The 16,339-nt window shown below is 55.8% G+C and carries 17 protein-coding genes and 1 tRNA gene; 14 read left to right on the forward strand and 4 right to left on the reverse strand.

The genetic code is table 11. The features are described 5' to 3' along the window. Positions 1–162 precede the first annotated feature (162 nt). From sdhE to creD, 5 genes are all read left to right on the forward strand, one after another. Entirely contained in the window at positions 163–429 is a 267-nt protein-coding gene (sdhE, locus tag ABTW55_RS02275) for an FAD assembly factor SdhE (protein ID WP_004931679.1), read from the forward strand. After that, the gene (locus ABTW55_RS02280; RefSeq protein WP_033649453.1) at positions 410–832 is read left to right on the forward strand and encodes a protein YgfX; all 423 of its coding nucleotides are present in this window, start codon (positions 410–412) and stop codon (positions 830–832) included. The genes sdhE and ABTW55_RS02280 overlap by 20 nt, the downstream gene beginning before the upstream one ends. Continuing rightward, complete coding sequence (gene creB / locus ABTW55_RS02285; RefSeq protein WP_049232287.1) at positions 832–1,527, forward strand: two-component system response regulator CreB; 696 nt, start codon at positions 832–834, stop codon at positions 1,525–1,527. The genes ABTW55_RS02280 and creB overlap by 1 nt, the downstream gene beginning before the upstream one ends. Further along, entirely contained in the window at positions 1,524–2,942 is a 1,419-nt protein-coding gene (creC, locus tag ABTW55_RS02290) for a two-component system sensor histidine kinase CreC (protein ID WP_033654070.1), read from the forward strand. The genes creB and creC overlap by 4 nt, the downstream gene beginning before the upstream one ends. 80 nt (positions 2,943–3,022) lie before the next feature. Continuing rightward, positions 3,023–4,387, forward strand: a complete 1,365-nt coding sequence (gene creD, locus ABTW55_RS02295) for a cell envelope integrity protein CreD (protein WP_060422128.1) — start codon at positions 3,023–3,025, stop codon at positions 4,385–4,387. Between the two features lie 36 nt (positions 4,388–4,423). Here creD and fldB read toward each other — a convergent pair whose 3' ends face one another. Further along, a complete protein-coding gene (gene fldB, locus ABTW55_RS02300) occupies positions 4,424–4,942 on the reverse strand; it encodes a flavodoxin FldB (RefSeq protein WP_060422130.1) in 519 nt (172 codons plus the stop codon). 106 nt (positions 4,943–5,048) lie between these two features. Between fldB and xerD the strand changes: the two genes are divergently transcribed. From xerD to ABTW55_RS02335, 7 genes are all read left to right on the forward strand, one after another. After that, entirely contained in the window at positions 5,049–5,948 is a 900-nt protein-coding gene (gene xerD / locus ABTW55_RS02305; RefSeq protein WP_033638574.1) for a site-specific tyrosine recombinase XerD, read from the forward strand. Positions 5,949–5,974: 26 nt separating this feature from the next. Continuing rightward, positions 5,975–6,691: a bifunctional protein-disulfide isomerase/oxidoreductase DsbC gene (gene dsbC / locus ABTW55_RS02310; RefSeq protein WP_039567312.1), complete on the forward strand. Its 717-nt coding sequence runs from the start codon at positions 5,975–5,977 to the stop codon at positions 6,689–6,691. A gap of 6 nt (positions 6,692–6,697) precedes the next feature. Next, positions 6,698–8,431: a single-stranded-DNA-specific exonuclease RecJ gene (gene recJ, locus ABTW55_RS02315; protein ID WP_060422133.1), complete on the forward strand. Its 1,734-nt coding sequence runs from the start codon at positions 6,698–6,700 to the stop codon at positions 8,429–8,431. Positions 8,432–8,597: 166 nt separating this feature from the next. After that, a protein-coding gene (gene prfB / locus ABTW55_RS02320; RefSeq protein ID WP_096242572.1) for a peptide chain release factor 2 occupies positions 8,598–9,696 on the forward strand; the annotation gives its coding sequence in 2 pieces (ribosomal slippage) (positions 8,598–8,672 and positions 8,674–9,696; 1,098 coding nt in all). Positions 9,697–9,705: 9 nt separating this feature from the next. Then, positions 9,706–11,223 carry a lysine--tRNA ligase gene (gene lysS / locus ABTW55_RS02325; protein ID WP_033649459.1) on the forward strand — a complete coding sequence of 506 codons (1,518 nt, stop codon included), beginning with the start codon at positions 9,706–9,708 and terminating at the stop codon, positions 11,221–11,223. A gap of 146 nt (positions 11,224–11,369) precedes the next feature. Further along, positions 11,370–11,443, forward strand: a tRNA-Gly gene (locus tag ABTW55_RS02330). Positions 11,444–11,532: 89 nt separating this feature from the next. Further along, positions 11,533–13,464 carry a site-specific integrase gene (locus ABTW55_RS02335; protein ID WP_262034220.1) on the forward strand — a complete coding sequence of 644 codons (1,932 nt, stop codon included), beginning with the start codon at positions 11,533–11,535 and terminating at the stop codon, positions 13,462–13,464. 43 nt (positions 13,465–13,507) lie between these two features. On the opposite strand, the gene ABTW55_RS02340 is transcribed toward ABTW55_RS02335, so the two are convergent. Together ABTW55_RS02340 and ABTW55_RS02345 are read right to left on the reverse strand one after the other, a co-directional pair. After that, positions 13,508–13,876, reverse strand: coding sequence for a hypothetical protein (locus tag ABTW55_RS02340; protein ID WP_262034219.1), 369 nt, complete (start codon positions 13,874–13,876; stop codon positions 13,508–13,510). Continuing rightward, positions 13,873–14,313, reverse strand: a complete 441-nt coding sequence (locus tag ABTW55_RS02345; protein ID WP_342126732.1) for a hypothetical protein — start codon at positions 14,311–14,313, stop codon at positions 13,873–13,875. Before ABTW55_RS02345 ends, ABTW55_RS02340 begins: the two co-directional genes overlap by 4 nt. A 247-nt stretch (positions 14,314–14,560) precedes the next feature. Here ABTW55_RS02345 and ABTW55_RS02350 point away from each other — a divergent pair, with 247 nt between their 5' ends. Further along, complete coding sequence (locus ABTW55_RS02350; RefSeq protein ID WP_262034217.1) at positions 14,561–15,118, forward strand: recombinase family protein; 558 nt, start codon at positions 14,561–14,563, stop codon at positions 15,116–15,118. A 71-nt stretch (positions 15,119–15,189) separates the two neighbouring features. Here the strand turns inward: ABTW55_RS02350 and ABTW55_RS02355 are convergent, their stop codons facing one another. Beyond that, complete coding sequence (locus tag ABTW55_RS02355; protein WP_129934099.1) at positions 15,190–15,570, reverse strand: hypothetical protein; 381 nt, start codon at positions 15,568–15,570, stop codon at positions 15,190–15,192. A gap of 129 nt (positions 15,571–15,699) precedes the next feature. Between ABTW55_RS02355 and ABTW55_RS02360 the strand changes: the two genes are divergently transcribed. Continuing rightward, positions 15,700–16,167 (forward strand): helix-turn-helix domain-containing protein, encoded by a 468-nt coding sequence (locus ABTW55_RS02360; protein ID WP_046372722.1) that lies wholly within the window; start codon positions 15,700–15,702, stop codon positions 16,165–16,167. The last annotated feature ends 172 nt before the right edge of the window (positions 16,168–16,339 follow it).

The raw sequence follows: 16,339 nt of genomic DNA on the forward strand, positions 1-16,339 counted from the left end.
CGGCGTGTATGTCAAATTGTTACTCTATAGGCTTGCGGCCAGGGCACCCTTGCAGACAGATCCCCGGCTGATGGAATTATATTGCGACGGCGTTGCCATACAGTGTGTCATTTGAACCCTGCGCTGGCGCTGCCGCGCTGAAAAGAGGTGAGTCATAACAACATGGATATTAACAACAAAGCACGTATTCACTGGGCTTGCCGCCGTGGCATGCGCGAGCTGGACATCTCCATCATGCCGTTCTTCGAGTACGAATACGACAGCCTGAATGACGCGGACAAGGCGCTGTTTATCCGCCTGCTGGAGTGCGACGATCCCGATTTGTTCAACTGGCTGATGAATCATGGCGCGCCGCAGGACGGCGAGCTGCAGAGAATGGTGACCCTGATCCAAACGCGAAATAAAGACCGTGGCCCAGTGGCGATGTGATATCCGCATTTCCTGGCGCACCCAGCTGTTTTCACTGTTGACCCACGGCGTGTTGATCCTGCTGATCCTGATTTCGCCCTGGCCGGAAGGTTTTGGCCCGCTCTGGCTGGTGCTGCTGACGCTGGTGGTGTTTCAGTGCATTCGCAGCCAGAAGCGCATCGCCGCGGCGCAGGGCGAGCTGCGGCTGCTGGCGGACCGGCGCTTCAGCTGGCACGGCCGCGAGTGGCGGCTGGCGAAAAAACCGTGGATGCCGGGTTACGGCATGCTGCTGACGCTGCTGCCGATGGAGGGCAAAAAGCGCCGCCGGCTGTGGCTGGCTTCCGACTGCATGAGCAAAGAGGAGTGGCGCCACCTGCGGCAGCTGTTGCTGTATCCGCCGGCGGGTGACGGCGAGGATCCCTGATGAAACCCGTACTCTGGTTGGTGGAGGATGAACCCAGCATTGCCGATACGCTGGTTTACACGCTGGAGAGCGAAGGCTTCGAGGTGCGCTGGTTCGAACGCGCGGAGCCGGCGTTGCAGGCGCTGGCGCAAGGCGCGCCCGCGCTCGCTATCCTCGATGTCGGTTTGCCGGATATCAACGGCTTTGAATTGTGTCGCCGCCTGCTGGCTCAGGCGGCCGACCTGCCGATTCTGTTTCTCACCGCCCGCAGTGATGAAGTGGATCGCCTGATCGGGCTGGAGATCGGCGCCGACGACTATGTCGCCAAGCCGTTCTCTCCTCGCGAGGTCAGCGCGCGGGTGCGCACCATTTTGCGTCGCCTGCACAAGCAGCAGCGCCTGCAGCAGAGCGCGCCCTACCATTTCGGCGCTTTCGCGCTCGACGAAGACGCGGCCACCATCTCCTACCATCAGCGGCCGCTGCCGCTGACCCGTTACGAATACCTGCTGCTGAAGACGCTGCTGTTGGCGCCCGGACGGGTGTTCTCGCGGCAGCAACTGATGGAAAGCGTTTGGGCGCAGGCGGAAGAAAGCCTGGATCGCACCGTCGATACCCACATCAAAACACTGCGCGCCAAGCTGCGTGCGGTTGAACCCGGTGAACCGCCGATCCACACCCACCGCGGATTGGGCTACAGCGTGAGCCGCCAGCCATGAAAATTGGCCTGCGCCTGCTGCTGGGGTACTTTCTGATCGTAGCGGTGGCCGGGTACTTCGTGCTGAGCATTTTCGTCCAGGAAGTGAAGCCCGGCGTGCGGCGCGCTACCGAAGGCACGCTGGTGGACACCGCCAACCTGCTGGCGCAGATCGCCCGTCAGGACATGCAGCGCGGCGATGCGGCGCATGGCCAACTGGCGCAGGCGTTTACGCAGCTGAATCAGCGGCCGATCGGCGCCAACATTTCCGGCATCCGCAAGGACCGCAGTGAATACCACGTCTATCTTACCGATGCCCAGGGCCGGGTCATCTTCGATTCCGCCGGCCGCGCGCAGGGGCAGGATTATTCGCGCTGGAATGACGTTTATCGAACGCTGCGCGGCCAGTACGGCGCCCGCAGCACCCGCAGCGACCCGCAGGATGAAAACAGTTCGGTGATGTATGTGGCCGCGCCGGTGATAGAACAAGGGCGCATTATCGGCGTGCTCACCGTGGGTAAACCCAACAGCACCATGGCGCCGGTGATCAAGCGCAGCGAACGGCGCATTCTGTGGGCCGGCGCGTTGCTGCTGGGGATCGCTCTGCTGATCGGGGCGGTGTTCGTCTGGTGGATCAACCGGTCGATAGGCCGGCTGGTGCGTTATGCCGATGGGGTGGCGCAGGGCGAAAATGCGCCATTGCCCAAAGTGGGCGGCCGGGAACTGACCCAGCTGGCGCAGGCGCTGGAGAGCATGCGCCTGAAGCTGGAAGGCAAAGCCTATATCGAACAATATGCGCATGCCCTGACGCATGAGCTGAAAAGCCCGCTGGCGGCGATCAGGGGCGCGGCGGAGCTGTTGCAGGAGCTGCCGCCGCCGGAAACCGCTCGGCGTTTTCTCACCAACATTGAGCAGCAAAGCGCGCGCATCCAACAACTGGTGGATAAACTGCTGGTGCAGGCGCGGCTGGAGAGCCGGCCAGAAATGGAGACGGCGCCCATCGCGATCGCGGCGTTGATCGACCAGACGGTGGCGGGCAAAGAGGCGCAGGCGACGCAGCGCGGCGTCAGGTTGCGGCTGGAGGCGCTGGCGGAGGTGACGCTGAACGGCGATGCGTTGCTGATCAGCCAGGCGCTGACCAACCTGCTGGACAACGCGATCGACTTTACCCCGCCGGGCGGTTGCGTCAGCGTGCGAGGCGAACGGCGGGAACAGCATTACTGCATCAGCGTTTGCGACGACGGCAGCGGCATTCCTGACTATGCGTTCGATAAGGTGTTCGAGCGCTTTTATTCGTTGCCGCGCGCCGAACGGCCAAAAAGCAGCGGGCTGGGGCTGAACTTCGTGCAGGAGGTCGCCCGTCTGCATCATGGCGGCATTCACCTGCGCAACCGCCGGCCGCACGGGGTGGAAGCGACGTTCATGTTATCGCTGTGACTTCACCTTCCCTTCACATAACCACATTCTGATTTCACCTGCGGGTTTTATCGTGGCCTCATTACCTACGAGGAGCGAGCATGATGAAATCGGTACTTTTCTGGAAAATAACCACGCTGCTGGGATTGATGGTGGTGATGTTGATCCCCATCGCCCAACTGATGAGCGTGATCGACGAACGCAGCGGCTATCGGCAAAGCGTGGTCGGGCAGGTGAGCGAAAGCACCAGCGGGGCGCAGCGCGTGCTCGGCCCGTTGATTGTCATTCCTTATGTCGAACGAGAAGAGAAAAAAGACGAGAAAGGGCAAACGGTGGTGCAGCGGGTGCAGCATCACCGCTATTTGCTGCCGGAGTCGCTTCAGGTGCAGGGGGCGCCGAATGTGGAAGTGCGCAAGTTGGGCATTTATCAGACGCAGGTTTACCAGGGGCCGCTGAACTTCAAGGTGCGTTTCGGCCAGCCGGAGCTGGCGGATTTGCAACGCGCCAACGTGACCGTCGGCCAGCCGTTCCTGCTGGTGGCGCTGAGCGATTCTCGCGGCATCAAGAGCATTTCCCCGCTGGCAACGCCGCAGCCGGTGGCGTTTGAGCCGGGCACCGGCGTGGGATCGTTGCGCCAGGGGATCCACGCACCGCTGACGCTGGCGGCGCTGCAACAAAAAGCGGGGCTGAGCGCCGACTTCACCCTGACGCTGGCGGGCACCAGCAGCCTGTCGCTGGTGCCGCTGGGGCGCAGCAGCGAGCTGCAGCTGCAAAGCAACTGGCCGCACCCGAATTTCCTCGGCAACTTCCTGCCGGACGAACGCAAGGTGACGGAGCAAGGGTTTAGCGCTCGCTGGCGTAGCACCTGGTTCGCCAACAACATCAACAGTGCGTTCCATTACGACGATGGCATTATCGACGAGGACAAGCTGCCGGCCTTCAGCGCCAGCCTGGTCGAACCGGTCGATCACTATCAGTTGACCGAGCGCGCGGTCAAATACGCGCTGCTGTTTATCGGGCTGACATTTATGGCGTTTTTCCTGTTCGAAACCCTGACCGGGCTGCGGGTGCACCCGATTCAATACCTGCTGGTCGGCGCGGCGCTGGTGTTGTTCTACCTGATTCTGCTGGCCTTCTCCGAACACCTGGGATTCGCTCTCGCTTACCTGGCGGCCAGCATCGCCTGCAGCGGTCTGATCGGCTTCTATCTGAGCGCCGTACTGCGCGGCAAGCTGCGCGGTGCGCTGTTCGCCGCGAGCCTGTTGCTGTTGTACGGCGTGCTCTATTTGCTGTTGCAGTCGGAGGACAATGCGTTGGTGTTGGGGGCGGGGCTGCTGTTCGCCATTCTGGCGGGCATTATGCTGTTGACGCGCAAGTTGGACTGGTATCAGGTGGCGGATCCGGCGCGGTTGACCAAGGAAACGCCGGCCGGGGAAGATGAGCCACGCTTCCGTCTGTGGAAATAAGCGGGGGAATCGGGCGCGCTCAGCGCCCGACAGCGGCTACAGCAGCGGCTCCATCTCCAACAGGATCTGTTCGCACCATTGCTGCAGGCGCTCTTCGCTCAGCTCGTATTGGTTGACCTCATCGAGCGCCAGGCCAACGAAGTGTTTGCCGTCGGCGCTCAGCGGTTTGGGGCTGGTGAACTCGAAGCCCTCAGTGGGCCAGAAGCCGATGAACTGTACGCCCAGCGGCGCGATGTGATCGTGCAGCATGCCCAGCGCGTCGAGGAACCACTCACCGTAACCGAGCTGATCGCCCATGCCGTACATGGCGACGATTTTGCCTTTCAGATCCAGCGCCGGCAGTTGCGGCCAGATCGCTTCCCAGTCTTCCTGCAGTTCGCCGAAATCCCAGGTCGGGATGCCGAGGATCAGTATGGAATAGTCCTCCATCAGCTTGGGAGAGACGTCTTTCAGGTTGTGCAGGTCGACCAGGTCTTCACCCAGAATCTCACGGATTTTTTCTGCCGCCATCTCGGTGTAGCAGGTGCTGGAGCCGTAAAACAGACCAATCTTCATGTGTAAACCGTTACGTTGCCGTTTAGAGAATTGCAGCGAGTATACCTGATTTGCGTCGGCTTAAGGCATAATGGCGCGGGTGGAAATGCAACAAAGAGAGGACCGCGTGCAACAGCAAGACCATGCGCTGATTGAACAATTCCTGGATGCGCTGTGGCTTGAGCGCAATCTGGCGGAAAATACGCTGGCCTCCTACCGGCTGGATTTGCAGGCGCTGGGCACCTGGCTTGGCCAGCAAAACACCGCCTTGCTGCAAGCGCAGGCGTTGGATCTGCAGGCGTTTCTCGCCGAGCGGGTGGACGGCGGCTACAAGGCCACCAGCTCCGCGCGTTTGCTGAGCGCCATGCGCCGCCTGTTTCAGTACCTGTACCGCGAAAAGCTGCGCGCCGACGATCCCACCGCGCAGCTGGCGTCTCCCAAGCTGCCGCAGCGTTTGCCGAAGGATCTGAGCGAGGCGCAGGTCGATGCGCTGCTGCAGGCGCCCTGCGTCGATCAGCCGCTGGAACTGCGCGACAAGGCGATGCTCGAAGTGTTGTACGCCACCGGGCTGCGGGTTTCCGAACTGGTGGGGCTGAGCATCAGCGACGTCAGCCTGCGCCAGGGCGTGGTGCGGGTGATCGGCAAGGGCAACAAGGAGCGGCTGGTGCCGCTGGGCGAAGAGGCGGTCTACTGGATCGAAAATTATCTGGAGCACGGCCGCCCGTGGCTGGTCAACGGCCAGACGCTGGATGTGCTGTTCCCCAGCACCCGTTGCCAGCAAATGACCCGACAGACGTTCTGGCATCGCATCAAACACTATGCCATCCTTGCGGGCATCGACAGCGAGCGTCTGTCGCCGCACGTGTTGCGGCACGCGTTCGCCACCCATTTGCTGAACCATGGGGCCGATCTCCGTGTCGTACAGATGTTGTTAGGGCACAGCGATCTCTCGACCACGCAAATTTATACTCATGTAGCGACCGAACGACTGAAACAGCTACATCAACAGCATCACCCGCGCGCCTGAGCGGCGGGTTCGAAAGGATTGGAACAATGAAAAAAGGTTTAATGCTGCTCTCTCTGCTGGTGGCTTCGGTGACCGGCGCCGCCCATGCCGATGACGCGGCGATCAAAAAAGCGCTCGCCAGCCTGGGCATCCAGCAGGCGGACGTGCAGCCTTCACCGGTCAATGGACTGAAAACCGTGCTGACCGACAGCGGCGTGCTGTACGCCTCCGAAGACGGCAAGCACATTCTGCAGGGCCCGCTGTTCGACGTCAGCGGCAAAGAGCCGGTCAACGTGACCAACCAACTGCTGGGCAGCAAGATGGACGCGCTGAAAGATCAGATGATCGTCTACAAGGCGCCGAAAGAGAAACACGTGATCACCGTGTTCACCGACATCACCTGCGGTTACTGCCACAAGCTGCACCAGCAGATGAAAGAGTACAACGATCTGGGCATCACCGTGCGCTACCTGGCGTTCCCGCGCCAGGGGCTGGCCTCTCAGGCTGAGAAAGACATGCAGTCGATCTGGTGCACCGCAGACAAGGCCAAGGCGTTCGACGCCGCCATGAAGGGCGACGCCATCTCCCCGGCGACCTGCAAAACCGACATCAGCAAGCATTACGAGCTGGGCGTGCAGTTCGGCATTCAGGGCACGCCGGCGATCATCCTGGAAAACGGCATGATGATCCCGGGCTATCAGGGGCCGAAAGAGATGGCCGCCATGCTGGATGCGCACCAGGCCGCCACCAAAGCCGGTGGTTAATCGCCGGTGAGTATCAAAACGCAACTACGTCGCCGCCCGGCGGCGGACGACACGCATCTGCCCGCCAGTTTGCCGCCGCTGCTGCGCCGGCTTTACGCCCTGCGCGGCGTGCAGGCTGAGCAGGAGCTGGAACGCGGCGTCAAGGGCATGCTGCCCTGGCAACAGCTGGACGGCATCGACGCCGCCGTCAGCCTGCTGCAACAGGCGCTGGCCGACGGCCGCCGCATCATGGTGGTGGGCGATTTCGACGCCGACGGCGCCACCAGCACCGCACTGACGGTGCTGGCGCTGCGCAGCATGGGCGGCGCCAGCGTCGACTACCTGGTGCCGAACCGCTTTGAAGACGGCTACGGCCTGAGCCCCGAAGTGGTGGAGCAGGCGGCGGCGCGCGGTGCGGAGCTGATCGTCACCGTCGATAACGGCATCTCCTCCCACGCCGGCGTCGACGTGGCGCACGCCAAAGGCATGCAGGTGTTGGTGACCGATCACCACCTGCCGGGTGAGACCCTGCCGGCGGCCGAAGCGATCGTCAATCCCAACCTGCGCGGCTGCGCCTTCCCGTCCAAATCGCTGGCCGGGGTGGGCGTCGCGTTCTACCTGATGCTGGCGCTGCGCGCCCGGCTGCGGGACAGCGGCTGGTTCGAGCAGCGCGCGCTGGCGATGCCCAATCTGGCGGAACTGCTGGATCTGGTGGCGCTCGGCACCGTGGCCGACGTGGTGCCGTTGGACGCCAACAACCGCATTCTGGTGTATCAGGGGTTAAACCGCATTCGCGCCGGCAAATGCCGACCGGGCATCCGCGCGCTGCTTGAGGTGGCCAACCGCGACGCCCGCCAACTGGCGGCCAACGATCTCGGTTTCGCCCTCGGCCCGCGTCTCAACGCCGCCGGCAGGCTGGACGACATGTCTATTGGCGTGGCGCTGCTGCTGAGCGACGACATTGCGCAGGCGCGCATGCTGGCCAACGATCTCGACGCGCTGAACCAGACGCGACGCGAGATAGAGCAGGGCATGCAGGTGGAAGCCCTGCAGCTGTGCGACCAGTTGGAGCGCACCAGTACCGAGCTGCCTTACGGGCTGGCGATGTATCACCCGGAATGGCACCAGGGCGTGGTGGGCATCCTCGCCTCACGTATCAAAGAGCGTTTCCACCGCCCGGTGATCGCGTTCGCGCCGGCGGGCGACGGTATCCTGAAAGGCTCCGGCCGTTCGGTGCCTGGCCTGCACATGCGCGACGCGCTGGAGCGGCTGGATATGCTGAACCCCGGCCTGATGATGAAGTTCGGCGGCCACGCGATGGCGGCCGGGCTGTCGCTGGAAGAGGCCAGGTTCGACGAGTTCCGCCAGCGCTTCGGCGAGCTGGTGGGGGAATGGCTCGATCCGGCGATGCTGGAAGGGGTTATCTGGTCTGACGGCGAGCTGGCGATGCAGGAGCTGTCGCTGACGACGGCGGAGCTGCTGCGCGAGGGCGGCCCGTGGGGCCAGGCGTTCCCGGAACCGACCTTCGACGGCAAATTCCGCATCCTGCAGCAGCGGCTGGTGGGCGAGAAACACCTGAAGCTGATGGTGGAGCCGCTCGGCGGCGGCCCGCTGCTCGACGGCATCGCATTCAACGTGGACACCACGCTGTGGCCGGACAGCAGCGTGCGCGAGGTCGAGCTGGCCTACAAGCTCGACGTCAACGAGTTTCGCGGCAGCCGCAACGTGCAGCTGCTGATCCAGCATCTTTGGCCGCGCTGAGGCGAAATTGAACACAATTCGGGGATTGGGCTCTCCAATCCCCTGCATCCTTCCCGATCGCCACAAAAACTGACCAACTCGCTATAAACTGCCGCCCGGATCCGTTAGAATTAGCGGTTCCAATGGCATTCCGCCATCGACGACATCAACGTAAAAGAACGAAACCATGTTTGAAATTAACCCGGTAAAAAACCGAATTCAGGACCTGTCCGAGCGGACTGCGGTTCTTAGGGGGTATCTTTGACTATGATGCCAAGAAGGAACGCCTAGAAGAAGTCAACGCCGAGCTGGAACAGCCGGACGTGTGGAACGAACCGGAGCGCGCGCAGGCGCTCGGCAAAGAGCGCGCCGCGCTGGAAGCCATCGTTGAAACCATCGATCAGCTGGAGCAGGGCGGCGAAGACGTCGGCGGGCTGCTGGAACTGGCGGTAGAAGCCGACGATGAAGAGACCTTCAACGAAGCGGTCGCCGAGCTGGATCAGCTGATGAGCAAGCTGGATCAGTTGGAATTCCGCCGCATGTTCTCCGGCGAATACGACAGCGCCGACTGCTATCTGGATATCCAGGCCGGCTCCGGCGGCACCGAAGCGCAAGACTGGGCCAGCATGCTGCTGCGCATGTACCTGCGCTGGGCCGAAGCCAAGGGCTTCAAGACCGAAGTGATCGAAGAGTCCGACGGCGACGTCGCGGGCCTGAAATCTGCCACCATCAAGATCATCGGCGACTACGCGTTCGGCTGGTTACGCACTGAAACCGGCGTTCACCGCCTGGTGCGCAAGAGCCCGTTCGACTCCGGCGGCCGTCGCCACACCTCGTTCAGCTCGGTGTTCATCTACCCGGAAGTCGACGACGATATCGATATCGAAATCAACCCGGCGGATCTGCGTATCGACGTGTACCGCGCCTCCGGTGCGGGCGGTCAGCACGTCAACAAAACCGAATCCGCCGTACGTATTACTCACCTGCCAACCAACATCGTGGTGCAGTGCCAGAACGATCGTTCTCAGCATAAGAACAAGGATCAAGCGTTTAAACAGCTGCGAGCCAAGCTGTACGAGTTTGAGATGCAAAAGAAAAATGCTGATAAGCAGACGATGGAAGACAACAAGTCCGACATCGGCTGGGGCAGCCAAATCCGTTCTTACGTGCTGGATGACTCCCGCATCAAGGATTTGCGCACCAACGTCGAAACGCGTAACACGCAGGCCGTACTGGATGGCGACCTGGATAAATTCATTGAGGCAAGTTTGAAAGCCGGGTTATGAGGAATAGAAATGTCTGAACAACAAGTACAGGGCGCCGATCAGGCGCTGGATCTCAATAACGAACTGCAGTCCCGCCGCGAGAAACTGGCCGGCCTGCGCGAGAACGGCATTGCGTTCCCGAATGACTTCCGTCGCGACTCCACCTCCGACAAACTGCACGCCGCGTACGGCGATAAAGACAACGAAGAGCTGGAAGCGCTGGGCGTAGAAGTGACCGTCGCCGGCCGCATGATGACCCGCCGCATTATGGGCAAGGCATCCTTCGTCACGCTGCAGGACGTGGGCGGCCGCATTCAGCTGTACGTCGCGCGCGACGATCTGGCTGAAGGCGTGTACAACGACCAGTTCAAGAAGTGGGACCTGGGCGATATCCTCGGCGCACGCGGCAAGCTGTTCAAAACCAAGACCGGCGAACTGTCGATCCACTGCACCGAGCTGCGTCTGCTGACCAAAGCGCTGCGCCCGCTGCCGGACAAATTCCACGGCCTGGCGGATCAGGAAACCCGTTACCGCCAGCGTTACCTGGACCTGATCGCCAACGAAGAATCGCGCAACACCTTCAAGGTGCGTTCTCAGGTGATGTCGGCTATCCGTAACTTCATGGTGGAACGCGGCTTCATGGAAGTCGAAACCCCGATGATGCAGGTGATCCCGGGCGGTGCGTCCGCGCGTCCGTTCATCACGCACCACAACGCGCTGGATATCGATATGTACCTGCGCATCGCGCCGGAACTGTATCTGAAGCGTCTGGTGGTTGGTGGCTTTGAGCGCGTGTTCGAAATCAACCGTAACTTCCGTAACGAAGGCGTTTCTCCGCGTCACAACCCAGAGTTCACCATGATGGAACTCTACATGGCTTACGCGGATTACAAAGACCTGATCGAGCTGACCGAGACGCTGTTCCGCACCCTGACCGAGAAAGTGCTGGGCACCTCTCAGGTGCAGTACGGCGACGAAGTGTTCGACTTCGGCAAGCCGTTCGAGAAGCTGACCATGACCGAGGCGATCAAGAAATACCGCCCGGAAACCGATCTGGCTGACCTGGCCGACATGGGCAAAGCGGTGGCCATCGCAGAATCCATCGGCATCAAGGTTGAGAAGAGCTGGGGTCTGGGCCGCGTCGTGACCGAGATCTTCGAAGAAGTGGCGGAAAGCCATCTGATTCAGCCGACCTTCATCACCGAGTACCCGGCTGAAGTGTCGCCGCTGGCGCGCCGCAACGACGTTAACCCGGAAATCACCGACCGCTTCGAGTTCTTCATCGGCGGCCGTGAAATCGGCAACGGCTTCTCCGAGCTGAACGACGCCGAAGACCAGGCACAGCGCTTTGCCGATCAGGTGAACGCCAAAGACGCCGGCGACGACGAAGCGATGTTCTACGACGAAGACTACGTCACCGCGCTGGAGCACGGCCTGCCGCCGACCGCCGGTCTGGGCATCGGTATCGACCGCATGGTGATGCTGTTCACTAACAGCCACACCATCCGCGACGTGATTCTGTTCCCGGCGATGCGCCCACAGAAATAATTCCGTTTAGCGTGCAACCACCGGTGCAGGCAACTGCGCCGGTTTTTTTTGCCCACCGGACTTAACCGCTTAAAACATCGACAGTTACGCGCCATCTCCGCTTGCCCGCCGCCGATAACCGGTTATAATGCCTGTCGCACACCGATGCGGGTGTAGTTCAATGGTAGAACGGCAGCTTCCCAAGCTGCATACGAGGGTTCGATTCCCTTCACCCGCTCCAAAACTTCCTTAACGTATTCATTTCACTGGTATTTTATAAATTATACGTAATGGCGATCGTGATCCTCCTACAACGGAGTGATACAGCCAATGGCTCAGCGTGATAATCTTTATCGACGTTCCAGCGGGATCTATGTTCTGCGCATCACCGTTCCGGTTCGTTATCGTGCCCTGATAGGGCAGCGTGAAATACATGCATCAACCCGCACAACCCGTCATGCAAATGCCAGAGCTATCGCCGCGCGTTTGCTGGAGAAGTGGTATACGTCTTTGGAAGAGTTCAGACAAATGGATAAAGAGAAGATTCGGGGAAACGCCCCACTGTTGGCTGGTGCCGGCAAAATCAGTCTGAAGTTATTTTGTGAGTCATTTGGTGTTGAGCTTGAGACGGTCGTTCAGCATCTACTGGCAAACAACGTTCCGGTCTATTGCTTTGCTGAAGGGCGAACAGCTTTCCAAATCGAAGATTTCACTGAAGTGGAACGAGAAGATAACGGTGGTTTTGTGCTCAACAACCTTGAGCAGAAAGGTATCGAGGGCGTAATCCGGGGCTACGTCAAATTACTTCAAACTAGCTATGCGCTCAAACAGCTTCTGGAGCAAGGGTATACCGAGGAGGCGGCGTTCAGAACAAACGGCGGCAACCGTCTTTCTATCTGGCTGATGGATTTCCCCGGGGTTAGGTTGGATGCGAGTTCTTTATTTATCAATAATGTGCAGGCTGAGAGTCTGCGTAGAGTTTGGGATAAAGCGTATGCGAAATCAGAGTCAGGGTTGCCCGGTTTCTCAAGTGTTCCTGCCCTTGTATCAGCGTCGACTAACCCCTACTGCAATCCTGCGTATATAAACATGACCGTTTCTGAGCTACTGGAAGCGTTCATGACGTATAAAAATACAGGCGATATAAAACTTGCAAGCGAAGATAAAATTAGGTCTCGTATTGAACATTTCATGGAGATAATGGGCGATCTTAAGCTGGGTAAGCTAGACCGCGAGTTAGTGAAAGATTATGTTGCCAGAATGCAGAAAATGCCTGGTAATCTGTATTTGATGCGGCGGAAATATAAGGTTTCAGAGACGAACAAGCTGATTGAAAAGGCGTTAGCTGACGGTCAACCGGTAATGAGCAGAGATGCGATTGGCAGGCATATTGAGTCACTGGGTTCGATGTTGAGATGGGCTAAGAGCGAACGTTATCTACTTGATAACCCTGCGGAGAATGTGCTCGCTCAGCGCCGCGTTATGGTGCGGGAGCAAGATCGCCGCGATCTGTTCACCGAAGAAGAGTTAATAAAAATTTTCTCCGCTGATTGGTTTAAGAAAGGCGAGGGAACACCCAATCAATATGGGCGTTACACGAGATTTCGCCCTTATCATTATTGGCTGCCATTATTGGCGCTGTATCTGGGCGGACGCATCAATGAACTTTGCCAGCTTTATCTGGCGGATATTCGGGTTGATAAAAATGGAGTGCCGTTTGTTGATTTCAACCTAGATACACCGGATAAGATAATGGATAGTGATGTAAAAGACGGCAGTGAAAAGTCCCTTAAAACAGTCAATGCTATTCGAAAGGTTCCGATTCATCCCAAATTGATCGAATTGGGACTTCTTGAGTATGTCGAAGCATTGAAAATTGCGGGATTTAATCGTCTTTTCCCTGAGTTGAAATATAGCAAAACTAAGGGGTATCGCGGCGCAGCATCCAAATGGTTCAATGAGAATTATTTTGGAAAAGTGCTTGGCTTCCCGCGTGATGGTAAGAAGACCTTTCATTCTTTACGTCACACTTTTGTTAATGCTGTAGAGTCATTTGAAAGTAACGAGCGGAAAATCGCGCAGCTTGTTGGCCATGTGCGTGGAAGAACTACCGCAATGACTACCTATTGGAAAGATGAAGAAGTAGTGGACCAATGTAAAACGATCTTTCAGTTATCATATGATTTCACTGATATTTCTCAATTTAAAGTGAGTGCTGGCATAAAAGCACTCAACAATGCGATCCGTAAGCAGAAGCCATAAACATAATTAAACGCGCTCAGGGTAGGGCGCGTTTATAATTAATTTACTCTTCAGATTTTATTATTTTTTGCTTCCAGGATTTTATTTCCATAAGAACAGCAGAGTCACCATCTTTGTTCCAGATGTTATTACCTAGCCCCATGTAGAAAAAGTGGGATGTAGTTCCGTTTTTATTCTCTAGTTTTGAGTCTTTACCATCTCGAGTATAAAGGATTACGAGATCATTCTCTTTGACCTTTCTATCAGGGAACCAAAAAGAGTGTCTCATTTCATTAGATATTTTCCCATCATCTAGATATGTAGTATCAAAAGTAACATAATTTCCAATTTCGTCGTCAGATGTTACCTTCAGAACTAAACGTTCTTTTTGGATATTCCCTGCATCCTTTACATATTTTATTTCTATAGTCATTTGGTAAACATCCTCCCGAATTTCATTATGCTTCCGGAAATCCATAAAGCAATGCCGCCACCTAAGCTGAGCACTCCATAAACATCATTCTCCCATAGTTTAATTGAAATTCCAATTAACAATGCCCCCATGCTTATTGAGACATTATATGCAATTTCAGCACATTTATAAGCAGAGAGTTTTTCACTTAGGATAGCTGAGTTCTTATCTTTAGCATAAAACTGTTCTCTAAAAGATTTTAAGGATGAAATCTCATTTTCCATTCTATCAATCTCATCGATCATTAAATTGACACTTCCTATATTCAAAAGTTCTTTTTCACTAAGAGATCTTTTTAATGATGAATAAGACTTTTTTGTAGTTGCCGGGGCTGTAACTACTCCAGGCGTTGTTTCTGAAACTTCATCAATTTGAGGTTCTTCTTTACTACCCACCATTATTCTCCTGTAAGATATTTTTAGTATGGGTAATGCAAAAATAAATCAATGCATTACTAATGGGATTTGTATTGATACTATAATTATAGTCTGTCTATTGTTCCATACCAGAATGCCAAAAAACGACCGTTTTCCGGCATCTTTCTGAATGCAGCCCTTGCACTGTTGAAAAATTAGCCTTGGCTTTTCTGGCAGGCCATCCTATTTTTGACATCGTTTTCTAACATAGTTAGGTGAGGTGGTAGCAATGGTGACTTTTGGTTATGGGCGAGTTTCAACTGTTCAACAAGATACCGAAAATCAGAGATTAGAACTGCTACAGGCCGGGTGCCATATTGATTTCTGGTTTGCAGACATTGTGAGTGGGAAAGTTCATGCTTCCCAGCGTAAAGAGTTCAATGAAATGCTCACAAAGATCCGGGATGGGGAAACGCTAGTTGTCACGAAACTTGATCGGTTGGGAAGAGATGCAGTTGATATTCTTCAAACAGTAAAGAAGTTGGCTGCGCGTGATATCCGGGTGATAGTCCACCAGCTTGGCACAACAGACCTCACGTCAACTGCCGGAAAGTTGCTACTTTCGATGTTAGCAGCGGTCGCTGAGATGGAACGCGATTTACTGATAGAAAGAACTCAGTCAGGGCTAGCAAGAGCGAAAGCTGAGGGTAAGAAATTGGGTAGACCCTCTAAAACGACACCAGAGCAACGAGAAGCGATCTTATCAAAAAAGGCTAACGGTGAGAGCATTAGTTCTATATCTCGTCGCTACGGGGTTTCTAGGGCTACTATAGCCGGTATTGTTTAGTCTTCAGTTCTTTGAGGCGCTGATAATAACTAGCCATCAGCGCTCATTTCTGTATCAGAGTTTTCTCTTGGTTATCTCGTCAGTTCGCATCCAGTTTGAACTACGCGACTTATATACTCTGGGGATTTATCTTTCTGATCCACATAAACAAATGCTAGTAATGAGTAGAAAAGATCAATCTCTCGTCCTGATACTTTTCCAGATTTTTCAATTGTTTGAATCCTCTTCACATACTGCTTTTTTGTTATTCCTGCATCTCGATCTCGCGCCATATGTTCCGCAACATTTGCTGTGTTTTCGCAAACTGAAGGTTCATTGCTTGTTTGGTTGGTCGCTAGTTGCGTGTGTATGACTGGTTGCTGAACTCCTGTTGCTGCGAACGTATCGAAAGTAGCTAGACTCAGAAATAGTGCATAACCCATTGATATAGTTTTAAGTGGCTTCCGTTTCATACAAATCCTCATGTTTTGATGTGTTGCCCAGGACTACATTTTGTTTGCTGCCATGATTATTAAATATTGGGTTTGAAATGTCACGATTGGTGAGTGGCCTGTTAGTGGTCAAAGCGCCACATTTCAGGGATGAAAACGAACCTGCGATCTATTTTTGGAAAACGAGTTAAAGATCTGCGTATAGCAACCGGGCTTAGTCAGGAGGCTTTTGCTGATCGCTGTGGTTTTGCACGTAGCTACATGAGCAGAATTGAGAGAGGTGGTTCGAATGCTTCTCTTGATGCTATTGAGATACTTGCGAACGCCTTGAAAGTAAATGCATCAGAGCTACTCAAAGATGAGACATTTGAGGAAAATACAACCAACTTGCTTGTGCCTTATGCCGCAGATGGCACATGTTTCCATCCCGGATTATCAAGCCCTAGGGATGGAAGTTTTCGAGTAGGCGAAAAAATGGCTCAAAAGCGATTTAGCACGTTTTTGGAAGCTCTTGAATACTTGAGGGGTATGGAGACAGCTAAATGGCGCAGGCCAAATTCTGCCGGAAACTGGGGGCTGGTATCAGCAGTGCGTTGGGATGTTATCTGCGAGAAATAAGTCTAGCGTTAATATAAGGATCATTTTTTCCGATAGCTGGATTAAAAGACAGACTGCTTGGTTACCAGCCCGGGATTTTCTAAGGGTTTTGGTATCAGAACAGTATCATCTCATTTCATTCAAGTGTTTTGAAGCGAGGACTCTTGGGCGTTCCGGATGTGATTGGAATAAT

The sequence above is a fragment of the Serratia sp. SM04 genome, assembly GCF_040280225.1.
Taxonomy (GTDB): Bacteria; Pseudomonadota; Gammaproteobacteria; order Enterobacterales; family Enterobacteriaceae; genus Serratia; species Serratia sarumanii.

Excerpts from the sequence above, each read along its gene's own strand:
- creD (WP_060422128.1), top strand. The coding sequence starts at position 3,023 with ATGATGAAATCGGTACTTTTCTGGAAAATAACCACGCTGCTGGGATTG.
- creC (WP_033654070.1), top strand. The coding sequence starts at position 1,524 with ATGAAAATTGGCCTGCGCCTGCTGCTGGGGTACTTTCTGATCGTAGCG.
- ABTW55_RS02345 (WP_342126732.1), bottom strand. The coding sequence starts at position 14,313 with ATGGTGGGTAGTAAAGAAGAACCTCAAATTGATGAAGTTTCAGAAACA.
- creB (WP_049232287.1), top strand. The coding sequence starts at position 832 with ATGAAACCCGTACTCTGGTTGGTGGAGGATGAACCCAGCATTGCCGAT.
- ABTW55_RS02355 (WP_129934099.1), bottom strand. The coding sequence starts at position 15,570 with ATGAAACGGAAGCCACTTAAAACTATATCAATGGGTTATGCACTATTT.
- fldB (WP_060422130.1), bottom strand. The coding sequence starts at position 4,942 with ATGAAGATTGGTCTGTTTTACGGCTCCAGCACCTGCTACACCGAGATG.
- lysS (WP_033649459.1), top strand. The coding sequence starts at position 9,706 with ATGTCTGAACAACAAGTACAGGGCGCCGATCAGGCGCTGGATCTCAAT.
- dsbC (WP_039567312.1), top strand. The coding sequence starts at position 5,975 with ATGAAAAAAGGTTTAATGCTGCTCTCTCTGCTGGTGGCTTCGGTGACC.
- ABTW55_RS02350 (WP_262034217.1), top strand. The coding sequence starts at position 14,561 with ATGGTGACTTTTGGTTATGGGCGAGTTTCAACTGTTCAACAAGATACC.
- ABTW55_RS02340 (WP_262034219.1), bottom strand. The coding sequence starts at position 13,876 with ATGACTATAGAAATAAAATATGTAAAGGATGCAGGGAATATCCAAAAA.
- ABTW55_RS02335 (WP_262034220.1), top strand. The coding sequence starts at position 11,533 with ATGGCTCAGCGTGATAATCTTTATCGACGTTCCAGCGGGATCTATGTT.
- sdhE (WP_004931679.1), top strand. The coding sequence starts at position 163 with ATGGATATTAACAACAAAGCACGTATTCACTGGGCTTGCCGCCGTGGC.
- ABTW55_RS02360 (WP_046372722.1), top strand. The coding sequence starts at position 15,700 with ATGAAAACGAACCTGCGATCTATTTTTGGAAAACGAGTTAAAGATCTG.